This is a genomic window from Vibrio sp. 1562, assembly GCF_033340155.1.
GTDB lineage: Bacteria > Pseudomonadota > Gammaproteobacteria > Enterobacterales > Vibrionaceae > Vibrio > Vibrio alginolyticus.
Map to the genome: position 1 here is coordinate 48,356 of NZ_JAWOVY010000023.1, position 16,713 is coordinate 65,068.

Annotated in this window: 15 protein-coding genes and 2 pseudogenes; 9 read left to right on the forward strand and 8 right to left on the reverse strand. The window is 41.4% G+C overall.

Annotated features, from left to right (window positions below; all coding sequences use genetic code 11):
- The first annotated feature begins 47 nt into the window (after positions 1–47).
- A complete protein-coding gene (locus R7Z49_RS19455) occupies positions 48–1,325 on the forward strand; it encodes a tyrosine-type recombinase/integrase (protein ID WP_025576334.1) in 1,278 nt (425 codons plus the stop codon).
- Between the two features lie 428 nt (positions 1,326–1,753).
- Positions 1,754–2,659: a GGDEF domain-containing protein gene (locus tag R7Z49_RS19460; protein WP_025576420.1), complete on the forward strand. Its 906-nt coding sequence runs from the start codon at positions 1,754–1,756 to the stop codon at positions 2,657–2,659.
- A gap of 468 nt (positions 2,660–3,127) precedes the next feature.
- Here R7Z49_RS19460 and R7Z49_RS19465 read toward each other — a convergent pair whose 3' ends face one another.
- The gene (locus tag R7Z49_RS19465; RefSeq protein ID WP_182016965.1) at positions 3,128–4,663 is read right to left on the reverse strand and encodes a putative bifunctional diguanylate cyclase/phosphodiesterase; all 1,536 of its coding nucleotides are present in this window, start codon (positions 4,661–4,663) and stop codon (positions 3,128–3,130) included.
- A 368-nt stretch (positions 4,664–5,031) separates the two neighbouring features.
- On the opposite strand from R7Z49_RS19465, the gene R7Z49_RS19470 reads away from it, so the two are divergent.
- Entirely contained in the window at positions 5,032–6,594 is a 1,563-nt protein-coding gene (locus R7Z49_RS19470; protein ID WP_025576417.1) for a sensor domain-containing diguanylate cyclase, read from the forward strand.
- Between the two features lie 173 nt (positions 6,595–6,767).
- Here R7Z49_RS19470 and R7Z49_RS19475 read toward each other — a convergent pair whose 3' ends face one another.
- Positions 6,768–7,508 (reverse strand): hypothetical protein, encoded by a 741-nt coding sequence (locus R7Z49_RS19475; protein WP_238852393.1) that lies wholly within the window; start codon positions 7,506–7,508, stop codon positions 6,768–6,770.
- A 111-nt stretch (positions 7,509–7,619) separates the two neighbouring features.
- A pseudogene (locus R7Z49_RS19480) lies at positions 7,620–7,967 on the reverse strand (hypothetical protein); the annotation flags it as partial.
- Here R7Z49_RS19480 and R7Z49_RS19485 point away from each other — a divergent pair.
- A pseudogene (locus R7Z49_RS19485) lies at positions 7,933–8,343 on the forward strand (type I restriction enzyme endonuclease domain-containing protein); the annotation flags it as partial. The pseudogenes R7Z49_RS19480 and R7Z49_RS19485 sit on opposite strands and share 35 nt — an antisense overlap.
- Before the next feature lie 107 nt (positions 8,344–8,450).
- Here R7Z49_RS19485 and R7Z49_RS19490 read toward each other — a convergent pair.
- From R7Z49_RS19490 to R7Z49_RS19505, 4 genes are all read right to left on the reverse strand, one after another.
- Positions 8,451–9,581, reverse strand: a complete 1,131-nt coding sequence (locus tag R7Z49_RS19490; RefSeq protein ID WP_025575956.1) for a hypothetical protein — start codon at positions 9,579–9,581, stop codon at positions 8,451–8,453.
- A 1-nt stretch (position 9,582) separates the two neighbouring features.
- Positions 9,583–11,010, reverse strand: a complete 1,428-nt coding sequence (locus R7Z49_RS19495; protein WP_025575955.1) for a DUF6844 domain-containing protein — start codon at positions 11,008–11,010, stop codon at positions 9,583–9,585.
- 66 nt (positions 11,011–11,076) lie between these two features.
- Positions 11,077–11,679: a penicillin-binding protein activator LpoB gene (lpoB, locus tag R7Z49_RS19500; RefSeq protein WP_005393740.1), complete on the reverse strand. Its 603-nt coding sequence runs from the start codon at positions 11,677–11,679 to the stop codon at positions 11,077–11,079.
- An 8-nt stretch (positions 11,680–11,687) separates the two neighbouring features.
- On the reverse strand, positions 11,688–13,070 hold the full coding sequence (locus tag R7Z49_RS19505) for a COG3014 family protein (RefSeq protein WP_025575954.1): 1,383 nt from the start codon (positions 13,068–13,070) through the stop codon (positions 11,688–11,690).
- Between the two features lie 343 nt (positions 13,071–13,413).
- On the opposite strand from R7Z49_RS19505, the gene radC reads away from it, so the two are divergent.
- Genes radC through R7Z49_RS19520 form a run of 3 tightly spaced genes read left to right on the forward strand, consistent with a single transcriptional unit; the run spans position 13,414 to position 14,797 of the window.
- A complete protein-coding gene (gene radC, locus R7Z49_RS19510; RefSeq protein ID WP_025575953.1) occupies positions 13,414–13,881 on the forward strand; it encodes a RadC family protein in 468 nt (155 codons plus the stop codon).
- On the forward strand, positions 13,878–14,327 hold the full coding sequence (locus R7Z49_RS19515; RefSeq protein ID WP_025575951.1) for a DUF2787 family protein: 450 nt from the start codon (positions 13,878–13,880) through the stop codon (positions 14,325–14,327). Before radC ends, R7Z49_RS19515 begins: the two co-directional genes overlap by 4 nt.
- 38 nt (positions 14,328–14,365) lie before the next feature.
- On the forward strand, positions 14,366–14,797 hold the full coding sequence (locus tag R7Z49_RS19520; protein ID WP_020904487.1) for a DUF2787 family protein: 432 nt from the start codon (positions 14,366–14,368) through the stop codon (positions 14,795–14,797).
- Positions 14,798–14,855: 58 nt separating this feature from the next.
- Here the strand turns inward: R7Z49_RS19520 and R7Z49_RS19525 are convergent, their stop codons facing one another.
- The gene (locus R7Z49_RS19525) at positions 14,856–15,065 is read right to left on the reverse strand and encodes a helix-turn-helix transcriptional regulator (RefSeq protein WP_025575948.1); all 210 of its coding nucleotides are present in this window, start codon (positions 15,063–15,065) and stop codon (positions 14,856–14,858) included.
- Positions 15,066–15,142: 77 nt separating this feature from the next.
- Between R7Z49_RS19525 and R7Z49_RS19530 the strand changes: the two genes are divergently transcribed.
- Complete coding sequence (locus R7Z49_RS19530) at positions 15,143–16,132, forward strand: GTPase family protein (RefSeq protein WP_182016969.1); 990 nt, start codon at positions 15,143–15,145, stop codon at positions 16,130–16,132.
- A gap of 109 nt (positions 16,133–16,241) precedes the next feature.
- The gene (locus R7Z49_RS19535; protein WP_182016971.1) at positions 16,242–16,688 is read left to right on the forward strand and encodes a hypothetical protein; all 447 of its coding nucleotides are present in this window, start codon (positions 16,242–16,244) and stop codon (positions 16,686–16,688) included.
- Positions 16,689–16,713 lie beyond the last annotated feature (25 nt).

Genomic DNA, 16,713 nt, shown 5'->3' on the forward strand with positions numbered 1-16,713 from the left:
CACGCCGTACCCAGAGCTGTACCCAGAAATACAGAGGTTTTTCAGTCATGATCAAGCCAGTCGATAAAATTAGTACGAATGCCACGCTGAAAGCATTGAAGCCACAAGGCAAGGAATATTTAATTCCAGATAAGAAAATCGAAGGATTGAATATTCGCGTTCGACCAACGGGCACGATGACTTGGATCTTTCGCTTTCAGGCTGGTAACAAACACGAAAAAATCACCATGGGACGGTATGTTAAGTTGAAACCGGAAACGGGGATGACACTTGAACAGGCTCGAACAGAAGCGGGGCGTTACCGTAGCTGGCTGGAAAACAATAAAAATCCGAAACAGGAACTGGCACGTGAACAGCGCGAGCAAGAGGAAGCAAAAACTTTTGATGATGCTTTTGCCAGTTTTGACGAGAAGCGTTTGTCCAAGCAGCTACGAGGAGAACAAGCGAGGGCAACCTATAGCCGGGATGTCAAACCATTTCTTGGTCACATCAAATTAGAAGAGTTGAGAATTCATGATCTTAATAAAGTATTTGATGCAAAGGTTGATGAGAATGGACAGCGAAAAGCGGGTGCGATTAATGCATGCCATAGAATTATCAATCAGGTGATCAACCATGCGCTAGCTTTGAATATGATTGGTGCACACCCTGCACCACATTTGAAATCCAAGGATGTCGGTGGTGGTTCTAAGGTCACAAAACGCAATTTGAGCTTTTCAGAATTGAAAACATTGCTAACAAGCTTGCCTTCTTGGCGTACAGAGCCCTCAAACGTCCGTCTAATGCAGTTTTTGCTCGGGTGTGGGCAACGTATTAGTGCTGTGCTTGAAATGCGTTGGAGTGAGGTAGATTTGCAAGAGAAGGTATGGTTGTTGCCAGCCAGTTCAAAAGAACGTCACACCAAGAGTCAGGAGAGCCGAAAAGTACCATTAAGTGATTACCTACTGAAACTTCTTAAAGAGCAGCGTGAGAATGTACCAAGCAAATGGAAACTTGTTTGGCCGCAGCTTATGGATGACAAACTTCAAGAACCCGCAGCAGTACGTGCTCTGATCAAACGCAATTTACCGGAAGATTTTGAGCGTTTTTCGCCACACGATCTACGCCGCACCTTTATCAGCCGTTGTAGCGAAATGGGGCTGGATATCGTGGCGATTGAAAAGACGGTTGGTCACCAGCTACCAGGTATGTTGCGGGTATATAACCATCACGACTATCTTGAAGAGCAGTTAGTGGTACTGCAAGCATGGGGAGAAAAGTTGCAAGCGTTAGATACAAGCAATGTCATTCCTTTAGAGTCGATGAAGTTGCCTAAGCATTTGTAAAATTCTTAGAGATTATTCTTACTAGTTAGGGGGTGTTACTCTTTATCTGAGCGAAATTTAATCGTGGCTCTTTGGCTATGTGGGCTTCATGAATGGGGAAGTCTTTTGGAAGACGATAGAGAGAATACATAACTCGCTAAGATTTTTCGTATGCTCCCTTCTCTTGTCCATCGGCAGCATCCACTATCATCTCTCCAACTAAACGAGCTTAGGGTTAACCTTCATCAAAACGTTGACTGTTATATAGATCAAATAACTACTCCAAAAAGTCCCTCACATTGACGGTGCTTTAGTACTATTGAGTGGTATGTTTAATACCTCTTTAGTATTACTAAAATCAATATTTTCAAATGTAATACAGTACACCAATAAAAATAACAAAAAATTATCATATACATAAAATATTTTGCTGCATGCTGGAGGCCATAATGTATCTTCAATTAGGAAGGCTGGGAGTTAATCTTGATGATCTTATTGAATCTCTTGATCATCTCGAGACATATGTGTTCATCAAAGATACGCAATCCAGATATATCTATGCAAATAACCTAAGCCTGCAGTTAATGAGAATTGATAAGAAAAAACTGGGTCAAATAAGAGATTCGGATTTTTTACCAGAGGATACCGTTGAGTTCATAAAGCATATTGATGCTAAGGTCATCAAGGGAGAAACGACTAGGGAAGAGGTTTTCATTAATGATGCAAATGGTAAGCAACGGATTTATCTTGAGATGAAATCACCAATTTATAGCCCCGAATCCTCTAATGAGGTTGTAGCTATCTTAGGTATTTCGACTGATATTACAAAGCAAAAGGAACTCGAAAAGAAGGCATGCCAGCAAGCTCAAATGGATGAATTAACTAAAGTTTTCAACAGGCGTGGACTCATCGAAAGCGTACAACGATACCTAAAAAAGAGGATAAGTGAAAACACTTTTTCTGCTTTTCTATTTATTGACTTGAACGATTTCAAAAAAATTAATGATGATCATGGCCATACAGTAGGCGATCACATATTACGTGAAGTAAGTGAACGTATGAAAAGTAGTGTGAGGGCTTCCGGCCTAGTATCAAGGTATGGCGGAGATGAGTTTGTCGTATTTTTAGGGAGCGTTGGGAGTAGCAATAGAGAAGCGGAATACTACACGGAAGAGGTGATGTCGAGAATTGAGAGTGCACTCGCTGGTCCAATAAATATCGGCAAAGGTAAGGTGCAGGTAGGTACGTCAATAGGTAAGTATATTATTGAAGGAGCAGACTTTTCCCTAGAGTCAGCGATAACTAAAGCCGATGAGAATATGTACTACGAGAAAACGCGAGTAAAGAAGATTTAGACTGAACTAAAGTGTCGCAACTCATGCTTGACCTTACAAACCCACAGGTTAGTACAACTAGGTCGTACTGCGAATGTGCTGGTGTCGTAACTCACAATGGGACAAAGCGATTTGCAAAGAGTATGGTATCTACTCGAAAGTTTTAGTAGTTTGACTGATGAACTAAGATGCCGTAGGTGATTTGAGTTGTGGTCAGTCGTATAGAGAGAAAATTAGAGAAGCTGCTTAAAAATGAACGTCACTTGACTAGGGCTGAAGCAGTTAAGCTACTAGCAAAATTGAAGCAGAAAAAAACAAAAAGCAAAAGTAAACATCAAGCACTGAAAACCGTTTCAGGGGGAGCTGTTTCTCCTCGATAGAACAAGTTGTCTAGCATCACTCCAGTATTGAGTAACGCGCTCAATTAATGATGCTCGTCGTCGGCAGTTCAGCAATCCTCCACAGCATGCGTTTGGGACAAACGCTCCTTCAGTTTTTGGGCCTGCTAGACACTGCAATGAAATCAACTTTATTGTCTTGCGAAGTTATATTTAATTTCTCTTTTAATTCTTCAACAGGTATTGGGTGGCTTAGATAGAAACCTTGGGCTTGTTCACAGCCTAACTCTTCAAGAATTCGTAACTGGTGATCGGTTTCTACTCCTTCCGCAACGACTTGAATTCCGAACCCTTTTGCAATGTCGATAATGCCTGAAGTGATCGCTCTTGAACGATAATCAACCGCAATATCTTTGATGAAACTACGATCTATCTTGATTTCATCGACGTCGAGTCTATTGAAAATTCCAAATGAGGTATAACCGACCCCAAAGTCATCGATAGAGAACGCTACACCAGACCTTTTCATTTTTTTTACTAGGCTTGCACATTTTTCTATATTCTTAAGTGTGGCTGTCTCTGTGATTTCAAGGCATAGGTACTTTGAAAGTTCAGTGTCTTGATTTAGCTGATACTCAATTTGATGAATACCCTCAATGCTATTTAGCTCAGTCGCTGAAATATTTACAGATACGCTTTGGATGACACGGCCTAGGAGCTGAGCTTCTTTAAGTTGCTTTGATGCTTGCTTGATTACTAGCTTCGTTAAAGCGCTACTAAGATTATTTTCTTCTGCCAGCGTGACAAATACTGATGGAGGTATATCTCCGTATTGAGAGTGGGTCCAGCGAGATAGCACTTCAACTCCCGTCATTCTCTTGTCTTTTAGGCGATATTTTGGTTGAAAGACTATCTGTATTTGCTCTTCTTGAATCGCATGACGCAACTCTATAATCATGCGTTGTTTTTGGAAATCTTCTTCAGCGAGTTTTTTGTCGTGGTATCGGATAGTATTTTTTGTTTTTTTTGCCTGAGCTAGAGCATATTTTGCCGACGACATGAGTTGCTTGACACTCTCTCCATCATACGGGTAGAAGGCCACACCAATAGAGCATGTCACATCAATCTCATGATTTTTTGCATGTTGATTAAACTGCTTTTGAACGCGAGCTAAGTGCAGAGCTATTTGGTTTTCATCATGCATTCGTACCAAACAAGCAAACCCATCAGAGTGTATTCGTGATGAGAGAAGAGGAAAGACCGTATGAGAGTCAATAGATTGTGCGATATCCTTTAGAAACTGACTACTTTTCGTAAAACCGAGGTGATCGGCTATGGGTTTAAAGTTATCAATATCAAGAAGAAAAAGAACGTAGTGTTCATCTTCTTTGGCACTTTGGATTTTTTGTTCTAGGTAGCGAAAAAATACCAAAGGGCTGTGTAAACCGGTTACAGAGTCAATGTCATTCGCTTGTTCAAGTTCTCGATTGTTCTTTTTTACCAGTCCCCACAGCAATAAAGATGTGACCACTATAAATAACATTCCCTTCAGTGATTGAACCAAGGTATAGACTTGTGTATTGCTCGATAGGAGTTCTACTGCTTTATCTGAGAACCAAACCCATAGCGACGCAAACACAAAGTAAGTAAAAACGAACTTAGTGGAGGATTTTATATCTCTTTTCATACTGACCACAGTATTATTTGTGTACTGCCCATGAGTAAGTTTATACTTAAATAAGTAAATTATCATTAAATTGCATGTCAATCTAGAGGCACATCACTAAAGTGTTAAAAATGTTACATCGAGCATCAATCACAGACTGTTAGGGCTATTCTGGCGTTTTAATGTATGTTGGTTAGTCACGTCTTGGAGTTACTCTCTATGGGGTTTTGCTCAAGATAACTCTAAGTAAGGAGTGATGTTTCATACAGAGTATTCAAAGGTCTGATTAAGTCTTTGAGTTAGTATAGATCTGTGAGTGGCAATGTCTTTTATATCTAATGAAAAAATGGATGATTTAACTTATGGAGTATATGGAGGAAATGAAACAGATGAGGGATAAGTTAAATCTGAGAAAGTTAATTCTGTGCCTGAGTGTGTTCAGTGTACTAGTCACTCTTCTTAATACTTTTCACTCCATATATAGAGTTCAGCATGAGCTGCTAGTTAACAATACCATAGAGTCCAACCGTGTATATGCCGTTAAAATGGCGGAAATAACGGATACTTTTATTGATTATGCTTTATCCCAACTAGAGTACAGCGCACCTATAATCAGCCGTAGAATGCTTGAACCGCTTGTATTGCAGCAAGAGGCAAATCGATTGCGAACTCAAACCGACTCTTTCAACTCTGTCGTAATTGTTAATGCGGACGGCGTCATCATATCGGTTTCACCAGAAACTATTGAAGTGAAAGGTGTTCAATTAACTGAAGAAAGCGCGTTACAGTCTCTAAACGCGAAAACTCCACTTATCACGAATCCATTTGTATCCCCTGCTGGTAACTATTTGACAAGCATGTCGTATCCTATCTTTTCTGAAAACGGCGATTACTTAGGCTATGTTGCGGGAACCATCTACCTCGATCAAAAAAATATATTAAGGACAATTCTTGGGCAGCATAGTTACAAAGATGGGTCATATTTGTATGTTGTCGATAAGCATCAGACGTTGATTTATCACCCTGATCCGCAACGAATTGGAGAAGTTATTACTAATAACGAAGCAATAAGAGCGGTAAGTCGTGGTGAGGAAGGGGGAAAAGCTATCGTTAACTCCCAGAGCGTTGGCATGCTCTCTGGATACGCGCCCGTAAAACATGCTGGCTGGGGGATTATTGCTGAGAAGCCAGAAGAGCGCGTTTTGTCTATGCTTGACGATCAAATGTGGCATATGTTTATAGAGTCACTCCCAGTTAGTGTTCTTATATTTTTGATTATTTGGGTTTCTTCTATTTTTATATCGAAACCTTTATGGCAATTAGCCAGTGTAGTCAAAAGTTTTGAAAGCCATAACTCTACCAAGCAAGACTTAAATGAAGTGAAGCCTTGGTATTTTGAAGCGTCATACTTGAAACGTTCATTTCTCAGCACGTTCAATATTGTATCCAGCACTATTGATCAGCTGCACCTAGATACTTTAACTGATCCCATGACTGGGCTACTGAACCGCAGAGGTCAAGGTAAGGCGATTGATACCTTGCTCGCACAAAAAACTCCCTTTTCTGTGCTAGTTTTGGATGTTGATTACTTTAAAAAAGTGAATGATAGCTTTGGTCATGATGTCGGCGATGATTTATTAGTCAGTGTGGCAAGTATGATCAAGGCTCAGGCACGAGAAGTTGATATTGTTTGCCGCTCTGGTGGCGAAGAGTTTATCGTTTTCTTAGTCAAAACCGACATACATCAGGCTAAACTCGTTGCCGAGAGAATCCGTAAATCTATTGCATTAAACAAGTTTGATGCCGTAGGGCATGTTACGATTTCTATCGGAGTGTCTCATTGGTCAGCAGAAGATGAGCCGATTAGCGAGACTCTTAAACGTGCCGATGATGCTCTTTATCAAGCTAAACATAATGGTAGGAATCGCACCGAACTCGATCTCTTCAAGTGAGAGGCCTGAAATTAATGATATAGCCCCATTATGCGCAGTGCTTAAGTATTAGGAAGGAGCAATCACCTTCCTAATACCTGATTTCAAGTATTAGGAAGAACAGAAGTCGGGGGCGAATTAGTTTTGATAGGTGGCTAGAGGTGGTTATTTCACGAGACTTCTGCTTCGTTTCTTTACCATCTGCCCTCAGCATCGTCAGCCGAGTGATATGTTGAGTTATTCCCTTCAAATTTCAGCCGACCAAAACTTTCACATAATACATCAAGAGCGATGTTGCTTTCTAAGATGGTTTCTACAGGTACTGCGATAGTTTCATCGTCTGAGAAATCGTTAATATCCAGTTGATAGCGCTCAAAGCTGTGTTGTTCTTCGTCAGTTAAAGATGACTTAAGTTTGTGCTCAAATACTCGACCATATAACCAGCATTTGATATTTCCTAGTGAAAATTCAATAAGCGGTGCTTCACCATAAATCCCATCCATTCGATTGTTGGCTTTTAGCATAGAGTGGACCGTTAATATCATTGCCACACTGTATGATCTTCCTGCAACCTGTATTTCAGGACGCGCAAGCTCACACCAGTGATCCGAAGAAGATAGCTCGTACAGTTTATTGCTTCTAATCGTTGCTGCGTCAATGACCTCTTCGCGTAAGTAGGGATGAGAATGAGCCGTTCCAATGTATTGATAATCCTCGCCGAAAACTTTAGCGATATCTTTTTTTATTGAAAGAGAGAGTGGGTTCCATTCAACTGAAGAGCGTTTTCTTTTAGCTGATGTTTCAACAGAAACATGATTTATCGTACATTTAAATGGGTGGGCTTTATTCGCATATCCCCAAAGGTGGGCCGCTGTCTCTATGGAGACTGATTTGCTGCCCTCGTGCTTTATCGCATAAGCCTCTAAACCAGCCATGATTAGCTCAAATATCGCACTTTTACTGACTGAAATTGTCGCGGTCATTTTCTCTTGGTTCCTATTATTGACGGTTATTTTCTTAGTTTGATGAGAGGTAAGACACAAGAGTTATTGGGCGAACTCTACATGTTCTTTCAGTTTGTTTTTATAGCGCTCATAAAGCGAATCCCATACATCTTCACTTACCATGTCTAGTGGTACGTATTCTTCAAAAATGACACCACTGTCGTCAGGGTAGACAAGCTCGGTATAAGCATAACGTGGGCCATCTACATAAAGCGCTTCCCAACATTCGATGCATTCATCTTTAAACCACTCTTTTGTGATTGGCCCAGGGTCGTTATCCAGAAGATGAATTAAGTTCTTAGAATCGAAGAAATGATGTTCTTCACTTTTGATATCAAACAGGTAGCTAGAAAATAGAGCGATGGCTCTTCTGCAGAAATACCATAATCGCAACATTGAAACCGCGCAGGTGATTGAAGAGCTGATACAGTGGGCGAAAGAGATGCAAGCTGACGCTGAGATGATGGAAAAACTGGGGCTTTCCACTGATGAAATTGCGTTTTACCGTGCATTGGTCACCAACGAGGCATCTGTGCGCACCTTAGGCGATGACAACTTGCGCCAACTCGCTATTGAACTCACGCACCAACTGCGTAAATCGGCTACTGTAGATTGGCAGAAACGAGAAAGCGTGCGTGCGCGGATGCGCAACCTTGTACGCCGTTTATTGCGTCGCTGGAAATATCCACCTGATGCAGCAGAAGAGGCAATTAAGCTGGTTCTGGATCAAGCTGAAGTGCTGGCTGACGGGTGGTATGCGGCATGATTAAATGAAGGGCAAGGTCTGAGAGCCTTGCCTTTCCATTAGTGCTGACATTGGTCCTGTCTTATCATCCCACTTTCTGCTGAATATTATTTAAAGTGTGTTTGTATTTAGAGAATGATCCCTGTAGTTTTCTTTTCCTCTTTAGGCTTAACGACTTTTGGCTTCGCATGCTCTGTTTGCTTTCGTTTTGACTTCGTATAAGCGGACTTACGTGCAATACTATGATTTTCGATTTCTGCAATATTTCCTTTTACTACTTTTGCATAGGCAAACTTAGGCAATACTTTGGTCACTTCAATGGTCGCAACTTTGATTTCATCGTGGCCTAAACTCTCTTTTGTCACTGGATCGATAAATTTTTCACCCAAATTGAAGACATCAAAGTATTGTCCTTGCTTAACTGTATTGCCGCCCGAGTTCAAAACTAAAGAGCCATTATCGCCAACTAAAACCACTAACGGATAAATGTTATCTTTTAGTTGGTTAAATATTTTTTTCGAAGCAATATCAACCAGAAGATTCAAATTGTTTCTACTTGAAGTGGTTGGAATAGTTGCTGACCATTTCACTTGATTATTGACAACATCGAGAATTTGAAATTTTACCAAAACTTTAGAGCTATAGTAGGTTTTCACATCTTTAATGCTTTCCCCTGTGAGCTCTACGGTACGTGAGTTATCGACGACACTTTTGTTAGTGTTAGCAGTAACAACCTGACCAGTTACAAAATACTGTAACGTTGGGTCGAGTCTGTCATATAGTACTTTGAACTTTCGGTCTTGCACCAAAAGTTCTTCGACTTTTTTGCCGATAATAGTGCCTTTTGGGCCAGAAAAACTACCAACAGCGATTGTTCTTCTTTTGGCATTTTGATCTTTTATTTTCTCTCTAGGGTCAACCTCAACCTTAACCTCTAACTTTACCTCACAGCCATAACTTGAACACTTTTCATGTAGCACTTTGTACTTAACGTTCCCTCGCGAGTATGTTGCAGTGCCATCTGCCATAGAGTCGTTTAACTGTTTTGTCTTTCCGTCGTTAATTGATGTAAGGAGTGAAGTGCGGGCACTTTCAATAGATACACCTGAGACCTGTTCTACCGCACGCCTTAAACTGACATCAATAGCCTGATCTAATGTTTCTCCTTGCCCATTTGTTATAACTTTCTCATAACTTGCAGCACTAGATAAACATGAGAATAAGCTTGCTGCGCAAAGTAGTATAAGCCTTTTATTCATGTTAAAAATCCGCCACATCAAACATATCTTCCGATTCAGCCGAGTTAATGTTATCAGAGAGAGTTTCTGCTCCCAGGGCTTCTTGCTCCAGCTTTTCAGCACTCATTCCACTTGCCATATTTTTTGCACTCACAATCTTCTTAGGATGCCAAACGAGTACCGTCCCCACCATTTCATGCCCCATCACAGGGTGCTTACGACGCCATTCAAACTCAGTACTTACACCAGTCATATTTTGTACACTTGATGTCATTGAAGCACTTTGTTGAACGGATTTGATTAATTCATTAGTTAAGCCTGGGGACTTTTTGCGAACAGCACCCGTTATCAAATCGAACTGCTCAGCTTTACTGACACGGTTTTCCTCTGAAGTTGACTCTTGGAAATCGCCATTCAGATTATAGGTTTGTGCCAAGCTCGCCCAAGCGTTGTTCGTTGCAAAGCTCTTAGCTGCTTTACGTTCAATTTTTCTTTCCGTTGGTGAGGATGTATAAGTAACGCCTGCTTGACCGTATGAAATCAACATGGGATAGCCGTCGGAGTCATAGCTAACTTGAGTTCCTACCTTCAGATATAGACTGTCTTTTTGGTTATAGAACATATCGTAGATAGATGTCATTTTAGGGTTAGCTTTATCTTTCTGTGGTGTAATTTGACCGCCGGAATCGATCATTGCACGAACTTGATCTCGTTTATTTGCAGACAAAGCAAGAACAACCCCAACTGTCCCTTGACCAGAATCTCTGATTTCTTCATAAGTTTTGATAATCATCATTCCAGCCAAATCACCGTATGAAGACCTTATAGTCTGCTTGATCACTGACTCTTTAAATAGATCGCGCTTGATCGATGGTGGGGCTGCTTCAAACTCTTTTGGATCAATCCCCATTTCTTGTAATTCTGCATCAAGTTTACCTTCTAGCACCGCAACCACTTTATCTAAGAAGCTCGCCATCTGAGAGTCACTCTTAAAATCCTCTTCAGTCGGGGTCGGCAAGCCGCTATTTTTTGTCATGGAGTAAAGCATGTTATTTTCGACACTGGTATTTAGTGTTTGTAAGTATTCTTTTTGCGCCTCTAATACGGCCTTATCTAATGCTGCTACTCGAAACTCTGCCCATCGAGGGTCATTGCGATCTGCCATGATTTCAGCAGAACCAGAATAAATAAATACACTATGTTGCTTACCCTGTTTATATAAGGTGCGTTTTACGTTTGACACATAAGCATCAAGCTTTTCATCAATGGCATCAGTGGTATCAACATCGTTTTGAACTTGGACCACATCTTTATCGGTTTGTTTGCCCGCAGCCTCTTCTGTTATTTCTGCTACCGTTGTTGTATCTACTAAATTACCTTCTTGAGATGCATGTGTTGGTAATGACAAGCCAGCGATTACCATTGCTGTAAGTAATTGGTTTAATTTCATTTTTAATCACCTAACCCTCTAACTAAAAGTAATGGGCAGCTTTCACTGCCCATCATTTGACGCTACCTACCAGCTCACACTTGAGCCATCCGCTACCTTGCCGACTACTCGCTCTCCTTCCCAATACGCTAAACCATTTTCTATATTGGTTAGTGACATTTGGAAATAGTACTCAATTCGTGTATCTCCGTTATCTAGAGTTGAGTCTCGCTGAAGGATTTTGCCTGATAGGCTAAAGTCTGGGGCTAGTACTTGGTTATCTCCTTTGACACTTGCCTGTTTGACCATTTTGGAATTTTTTAAATCACGCATTTTTTTTGTGGCATCGTCCTCACCGAATGCAGTTGTTACTAAGAATTTTCCTGATTGAAGTAACTTTACTCTTAAAGATTTGGTTAGCTGATCAGTGTCTAAGCGCTGCATAGTGTCATTCTCAATGCCACTTACATAAATAATGTATCGACCACCAACATCTGCTTGAGGGTGAGTCATCAATTTATTAGAAATAATGTCATCAGCCATTTCATTTGCTGCTTTCGAGAAATCAGCGTAAGAGAGGGCTGCTACCACATTTGTCGTTGTATCAGCAGCATCAATATAAGATGTGGTTGTTTTACAACCAACCAAGCTCATCGCAGCTACAACAGCTGCAATTGTCAATTTTTTCATGTTTATCCTTAAATATTTACGACTTTTACGGATGGTTCTATTAATGGAGAGACCGCTTTCACGTAGATGATGTGTTTGTTAGATTCTGTACTAAGCTCAACTGGAATAGTGAAAGATCCCGCCTTTATTTCAACTGTATTGTGTTTGGCTTTGATTCGAGTTGCTTGATATTCACTCGGTAGGGCTGAGAAAGTTCGAATATCAGCACCAGTAGTCACCATTTGTAAAATGGCTAATGCATCACCAAGTAAAGCGTTTTCATCTTTAACTTGTTTTTGAGCGATGGTTTTTAATGTTACTCGGGTGATTTCACGAGCTAAAATATATGGAAACTCCTGATCGAATTCGGCACTAATTATCTTATCCATATCTGCAATAGTGCTGGTCTTTGAACCATTAATTGTAATGCTGTCAAATGTTGTACCGCGTTTTTTCAAGGTAGGAATTGCGATACCAGCATAAGATACATTGTTAGACAGTAAGAAAATTGGCAGATCAATTCGACGCTCTTCTTTCACTGGCGATTTGCCATTTTCAAAAATCACCCAAACTTGATCTTTTAGCTTAGATTGGCTTGGATTTTTAACCATACTACGTGCCAATTGATAGTCCGCTTTGGCAGCAGGTGAACCAGTAAGAGAGTGTACACGCTTGAAAGAGTTAGCAGCTTTTTCAAAGTCTGACTTAGATTTACCTGTGATGAGTAAATGAAGACCGTAAGAGTATGTAGTAAAAGGGTTTACGTAGCCTTCATAAGGTTTCCATTGGCCTTGCTCAATACCTGCTTTTTTTAGTGTATTTTGTGTCAAATCCGATTCTATGGTCTGCTTTACCAAAGCGCTTGACTCACCAGCTTCAGACTCCAGTTCTTCGCTTCGCTCCTTAATGATATCTGCAAAATGTTGAGCAGCTCTACGCTGTCGCTCTTCTGCTCTATTTAGTTCAACGCGAGCATTTTGATAGTCATGAAGTGATATAAAATTCCATGCTTTAATGGTATTTGTCATGATGCCGTCGTAATGCGCTTGTTCGTAAGCCAACATGGCGTCATTTCCAACCATTGAACCAATAAGCTCAACTCCCTCAGAAGCAGTACTTTCCGTATCTTCTTCTTTCATCATTGTTTCTGTTTCATCAAGCAGCTTGGTGGATAATTCGTATTCACCTGCATAGTTCAAGCTTGCACCAGCTTGCAATGTCCATAGTAGGTCGCTTGTTTCACCTGAATCGTTATCGTAGCCAGCATGTTCTAAGGCTACTTGAGATGCTCCCGAAAAGTCACCAGAATCAAGTTTTGAATTGAAGCTATCGAAGTCGTTTCTCTGCATCATACTTGTACAGCCTGACAACATAACCACACTGATCGCACTACTAATTAGTTTTATATTCATTGACTTTATTGTTATCTAAATGATTGATTTTTTGAACTAGAATCACCTTATACTCACAAATAGCAGTGCAATCAAGCTCTTAATGTGTGGTTAATTAACACTTTTAGTATTATCTGATTATTGAATGCTATTTATTTGATTTATGTCATTAGGCTCACATGCATCTCTTGCCTTTGAAAGTTGAGTGTATCTACTAAACGTAAGCGAATATCGATTGTTATCAGCAGGGAAGCTCTTTTTATCTCAATTGGACCATTTCATTATGTGTAGCAGTAATGAAAGGAATTTCAGATAGATATTATCTTCGTGTATATCCCAACGGTTTCATTTTTAGGAGCTTTTTATGCACGAAAACAACTACTATTTTGATGGTCCTGTCACAGCAGATAAGGTGCTCGACGCGGCCGCTGAAATCCTTGCCACACGGGCTCTCCGAGGCGAACAATATTGCAATCCCGAAGCAACAAAAACCTATTTATCTTGCAAATTAAAACACCATGAAAGAGAGGTGTTTGCGGTGATGTTTCTAGATAATCAGCATCGCCTTATTGCTTTTGAAGAGCTCTTCTTTGGCACAATTGATTCGGCAAGTGTTTATCCCCGAGAAGTCCTCAAAGCGGCTTTAAAAGTCAATGCCGCCGCACTCATCTTTGCTCACAATCACCCTTCTGGTGATGCCACACCTTCCCAAGCCGATAAACAAATTACGCAAAGGCTCAAAGAGGCTTTAGCGCTGGTGGACATTCGAGTTCTTGATCATATCGTGGTTGGCGATAGCGCCATCTCTTTTGCAGAAAGGGGGCTACTATGATCCAGAAAACATCGGGTGAACTGGAATTGCAGGATAGCTTTCATCGAGCATTGCTTTTGATAATCCAACGTTATTCGATTCCTCCACAAGCTCAGCGTATGGTCCTGAACTGTCGACAAAGACGCTATTACCAGACGGGGCAGGGGCTTCACCCCATTGAAATACAATTTCGTCGGACTTCGGCCAGTGAAGATTGGCAGGTCGTCTGTTTAGCGAGTTTTTCTTATTCGGAAAATAAACCGAGTGAGATGGAGCCTGAACTCTACTTTCATCTCTTCAATCTTTGGTGTTATCAACCAGATAGCGGTGCTGCAAGTCTCGCACACCCGCAAGTGAAAGCGCTGTTAGATACTTGGCTGAACGCGCTCTCTCGACACCTTACTCAGTCCCTCTTTGATGACATTCAGTTATCGATGATTCAAACCTTCGATGAACACCACTCATGATCACATTTTAACCTCGGCCACTTTTAGGAGATCTAGCCATGTCTATACTGAATTTTACGCCGTCAGTGCTGCCTGTTTCTAATAAGCTTCTGGCGTTATTAAACCAACATTGTCATGCCTCAATGGAATCAACACAGTCCACCAGCCATGCCCTCTCTATCCATTTTCGAGACAAAAGCTATAGCGCGGAAGAAGGGGGATATCATCCGGTTGAGATTGGCCTCAACATTGTGAATGGTAAAACGGTTGATATTCTCTACATTACCGATTTTGCGTATATGGGGAGCTATTATCCGGAGTTAGAGCGATGCATTGATTTTGACTTTGGCAATCAAGTCGCTTTTACCGTCGCCACGGGATGGCAAAGCATTCGCTCTCCAGGTTTCGATGAGCTGTATCAAATGTGGGAGCAAAACTTTCTTCAGTACGTCGAATGGGAGTGTTACGACGACATTCAGATTTCTCATTAACTTTTATCAATCTAGCCAAGCTTTAACCTGCTGCTTTATATCTCCACCAAAGAATCAATCAAACTTCTGGTTGTGGTAATCCCAACTGTTCATCTCGCTCTGTCACTCTTTCTAATATCCAGTCTTGGACCTCGCTTTCTACCCAAGCCACGCTGCGAAAACCCAGTGATACCGATTTAGGGAACTTACCCTCTGCCATGAGCTTGTACATATACGCACGGCTCAAACCTGTATTACCCAGCACTTCTTTTAGTCGAATTAGTCTCATTTTTCTGTCCTCATGATTTGTTCGTCATAAGGAGGTAGCTAGTTGTAATTTTTCCGGACGCTAACTAAGGAGCGCTTATGTCCGAACAGCACGATCTTTTCACTACGCTTGAAAGTGAGATACGCCAGGCATCCCTCAATGAGCGTACTCGCACCAAGTTACTCGATAACCTCAAACAAATGAGAGCCACCGAGCTCAACATCCTCATTACAGGAGCCACCGGAGCAGGAAAAAGCTCAACGATTAACGCTCTCTTTGACATGAGTGTTGCAGAGGTGGGCATCAGTTGTGAGCCGCACACGCAGGGTGTTACGCAATATCGTCTGAACAATCTTATTCTTTGGGATAGTCCTGGTCTGGGGGATGGTATCGAAGAAGATAAGCGCCATGCCCGCTTATTGAAAAATACGCTGAGAGCGAGAGATGAGCAGAACCGTTTCGTGATTGACTTGGTACTTGTGATTCTTGATGGTAGCTCACGCGATTTAGGTACACCTATCACCTTGATTAGCGATGTTCTTATTCCGGTATTAGGCGAAGACGCACAGCACCGTTTAATCATCGCCATTAATCAAGCCGATAATGCGTTAAAAGGAAATCAAGCCTGGGACTACGAAAGCAATACACCGACACCCGCATCAAAAGCTTATCTTGAAACCATGGTGCGCTCGGTTCATCGACGCGTATTGCGTGCAACAGGGGTTTATCTAAAGCCCGTCTACTACGTTGCGGGGCACTGTGATGGATTGGCCAAGCAACGGCCCTATAACCTTTCCAAGTTGCTGTATTTGATTGTTGAACGTTTACCAAAAAATAAACGGCTCTTACTGGCGAATCGCACGCTTTCCCCTCGACATGAGAATTGGAAAGACAACGATGCCAGTGATTACAACAAAAAAACCAGTCTTAGTTTGTGGGAGGCAATCTTCGACACTACGACTCAAGGTGCGCAATACGGCGAAGAAATAGGAAGTGTGTTTGGCACGACAGGCAAGCACCTGGGCAAAATTATAGGCGGTGCGCTAGGGGCATGTTTAGGCGGTTTACGCTATCTCTTTGGCTGGTAGATAAGCGCCGCTACGGTTACATCTCTCAAAGCCAATCTCTCTTCGACATAAGTTGTCGCAACCACCTTTTAATATCAACTCATTGAATAATATATAAAGGATATCTCTCATGAAACCTATTGTAATTACCGCAGCACTAACACTGCTCATGACCTTTACTGCGTCTGCTGAGGGCTACAAAGTCGAATACAAAGACATCAACACCCGATGGGGACCAAAGACGAAAATATATGTAACGTCCCTCTTTGACTACTCGACTGTCTTCGGGATCGAAGTTAACCGAGGTAACTGTGAAGTCGCTAGACCAGAAACACCAAAGATTACCGTCAACAAGAATAAATACAGCCAATCTGAAGAGTTACTCAAAAACATGAGCAACCCTGATTACAAAAAGCCTTCCAGTAACAACAAGTCTAGTGGTGTGAAATGGCTTCCTTATCCCGAAGTGGATTTGAAGTACGGAGAGTCTACTGGTTATGTCACTACAACGCCCTGTAGAGTCCTACAAATTGACATTCACTCTAGTGAAGGGAGTTACCGTTTTAATGCGGATTAAACAACTGAAAGGCCACAGGGGCCTT